We start from the raw sequence: 3,350 nt of genomic DNA, 5'->3' as shown, positions 1-3,350 counted from the left end.
GGGGCGCGGGGCGGGGAGGCCCTGGTGCCCGCCGTGGTCGAGGTGACCTTCGAAGTCCCCGACAGCGCGCTGCCGTTGCCCGCACAGCGGTCCGCCCCGCCGGAGCCGTCGTCGAGCGGCACCGGTGACGACGAGGCGGACGAGATCCCGCCGCCCTTGCCCGTCGAGCCCGGCCGCGGCCGGATGGTCCTTGTACGGATCGGGCTGGCCCTGGCGCTCGCCCTCGCCGCGGTCGAACAGACCGTGCTCGCGCCGGTGCTGCCCGACCTCCTGGCCGGGCTCGACGGCGGCGGCCGGGCGTTCTGGGTGCTCGCGCTCCCGCTGGTGGCGGCCTGCGGCGGACCGTATCTCTTCGGCAGGCTCGGCGACCGCTGCGGCCACAAGGGGGCGCTGCTGCTCGCCCTCGCCCTGTGCACCGCCGGAACCGCGCTCGCGGGCTGGGCGGGCAGCGTGTCCGAACTGACCGCCTTCCGCGCGGTGCAGGGCGTCGCGGCGGGCGGCGTGCTCGGAGTGGCCCGCGGCCTCGTCGCCGAGACGGCGCCGCTGCGCACCCGCGGGCGGCAGCTCGGGCTGCTCGGCGCGCTGGTCGGTGTCTCGGCTGCCGCCGGACCGGCGCTCGGCGGGTGGCTGACCGAGGAGTGGGGCTGGCGATGGTGCTTCCACGCCGCCGTCCCGGCCGGGCTGCTGGCCCTGGCGCTGTGCGCGTTCGCCCCGCGCGCCCCGCGTACGCTCCGCGTGCCCCGCGCACCTCGCGGGCGCGCGCTGCCGCACCCGTACGTGCCGCTGGTCGGCGTGGCGCTGGCCGCGGCGCTGCTCGGTGCCGCGTACGCGCTCCCGCACTACCTGCGGCTGGCCGGCGGCGGCAGCGTGGAGACCGGGCTGCTGGTCGTACCGCCGCTGGGCGGCGCCCTGGTGGCCGCCGTGCTCGCCGAGCAACTCATCGTCCGCACCGGCAGCTTCGGGGTCTTCGCGGTGCTCGGGTGCGCGATGGGCGGCGAGGGCGTGTGGTTGCTGTCGCGCGTGGCGGACGACACCACGCGGGCCGACCTCGCCGTCCGGTCGGCCATCCTCGGCCTGGGGATCGGCTTCGTGCTGCCCGTGCTGGTCCTGGCCGTACGCCTCGGCGTCCGGCACACCCCGGCAGCGGGGCAGCCGGGCGGTCCCGGGGACTGGCCGCGCCGCGCGGCGGGCGGTGTGGGCGCCGGGCTGGTGGCCCTCCTGCTGGCGCACCGGCTCGCGGTGGTGTTCGGGCCCGGCGCCGCCGACCTGCCGGACGGGCTGCGCGAGGTGTACGAGAGTGCGTACGCCGACGCGCTGCCGCGCGCCTCGCTCTCCCTCGCCCCGATGCTCCTGCTGGGGCTGCTGTTCGTCTTCCTGCTCAAGCTCAAGGAGAACCCCCCGGTGTCACAGCACACGCCCGTGCCGCACGCACGCACGCCCGAGGCGGCGGCGCCCGCCGGGACGCCCGCGGCGCCGCCCGCCGGAGTCCCGGTCTGCGGCAGCGTCCGCCACCCGGACGGCGGTTCCGTGCCGAACGCCGCGCTCACGCTCGTGGACACCTCCGGGCGGCAGGTCGGGCGCGGCGCGACGGGGGAGGACGGGCGCTACGCGCTGAGCACGCCGGGCGAGGGGGCGTATGTGCTCATCGCCGCCGCCGGAGGGCACCAGCCGCGCGCGGTGAGCGTCACCGTCGGCGAGCGCCCGGTCGAGGTGGACGTGGTCCTCGGCGGTGCGGGGCGGCTCGCGGGCACCGTGCTGACGGCCGACGGCCAGCCGGTGAAGGACGCGGCCGTGACGCTGACGGACGTGCGCGGCGAGGTGGTCGCGACGGCGCGCAGCGGGCGCGAGGGCGGCTATGTCATCGCCGACCTGGTGGCGGGGGAGTACACGCTGGCGGCCAGCGCGCCCGTCTACCGCCCGGCCGCGCTGCCGGTCTCCGTCCAGGCGTCGCGGGAGACCCGGCAGGACATCGAACTGGCGGGCGGCGCCGTGCTCCGCGGCACGGTGCGCGCCGGGGGCGGGCGGCCGGTCGACGAGGCGCGGGTGACGCTGCTGGACGCGGCGGGGAACGTGGTGGACACGGTGACGACGGGGGCGGACGGCTCGTTCCGCTTCGTCGACCTGGCGTCCGGCGAGTACACGGTGGTGGCCGCGGGGTACCCGCCGGTGGCCACGGTGCTCCAGATCGCGGGCGGCGGCCGCACGGAACGGGATCTGCAACTGGGCCACGAGGACTGAACCGGGCCCGTGGGAGGTGACGGAGCGCCGGGGGTGCGCGAGGGTCCGCTGGGCGTTCGCCGCGCCGTGCTGAAAGCCCCTGGCCCCGGCCCGAGTCCAGGGTTGCCGCGCAGGTCATGGCCAACATCGACACGCTCTAGTGGTTTAGACCTTCAACAGTTATCCACAGGTCTGTCGCAGTGCTGGGCGACCGCGTAACGTTCCAGGCATGAAGATCCTCATCAGCGCCGACATGGAGGGCGCCACCGGCGTCACCTGGCCCGGTGACGTGCTCCCTGGCGCGTCCCAGTGGGAGCGCTGCCGTCCCCTGTTCACCTCGGATGTGAACGCCGCCATCGCCGGGTTCTGCGACGCGGGCGCGGACGATGTCGTGGTGAACGAGGCGCACTGGACGATGCGCAACCTCCTGCTGGAGCAGCTGGACGACCGGGCCCGGATGCTCACCGGCCGGCACAAGTCCCTGAGCATGGTGGAAGGCGTGCAGCACGGGGACGTGGACGGCATCGCCTTCGTCGGCTACCACGCGGGCGCCGGCGACGAGGGCGTGCTGGCCCACACCTATCTGGCCAACTCGATCACGGGCGTGTGGGCCGACGGCGTCCGGGCCAGCGAGGGGCTGCTCAACTCCCTGGTCGCCGCGGAGTACGGCGTCCCCGTGGTGCTGGTGACGGGCGACGACCGCGCGATCGAGGACGCCAAGGGGTACGCCCCGCAGGCCGAGGGCGTCGCCGTGAAGGACTACGTCTCGCGGTACGCGGCGGTGTGCCGCACCCCCGCGCGCACCGCCGCCGACATCCGCGCCGCCGCCGCGCGCGCCACCGCCCTCGCCGGGCGCCGGCAGCCCCCCGAACCCCGGGCGCACACCGTGGAGCTGGAGTTCGACGCGGAGCATCTGGCCGGTGCCGCCACGGTCGTTCCCGGCGTGCGCCGCACCGGCGAGCGCCGGGTGGCCTACACTTCCCCGTCCGCGTACGAAGCGATCCGCTGCTTCAAGGCGGTCACGACCGTCGTCTCGGCAGCGGTGGAGGAGCAGTATGGGTGAGTCGCCCGGGTCCGCAAGCACCGCACACACCGCACACACCACACCCCCCGGGCCCCCGGGCCCCCCGGCT

2 protein-coding genes are annotated in these 3,350 nt (G+C 76.2%); both read left to right on the top strand.

What is annotated here, in order from left to right:
* Positions 1 to 2,238, top strand: a 2,238-nt coding sequence (locus tag G5C65_RS34020) for an MFS transporter (RefSeq protein ID WP_420903390.1), incomplete at its 5' end; no start/stop codon positions are given.
* A 208-nt stretch (positions 2,239 to 2,446) separates the two neighbouring features.
* Positions 2,447 to 3,280: a M55 family metallopeptidase gene (locus G5C65_RS34015; RefSeq protein ID WP_165302916.1), complete on the top strand. Its 834-nt coding sequence runs from the start codon at positions 2,447 to 2,449 to the stop codon at positions 3,278 to 3,280.
* Positions 3,281 to 3,350: the final 70 nt, after the last annotated feature.

The organism is Streptomyces boncukensis (assembly GCF_011045075.1).
Lineage (GTDB): Bacteria > Actinomycetota > Actinomycetes > Streptomycetales > Streptomycetaceae > Streptomyces > Streptomyces boncukensis.
The sequence above is the reverse complement of the archived record's forward strand: the minus strand, read 5'-3'. Positions and strand labels throughout refer to the sequence as shown.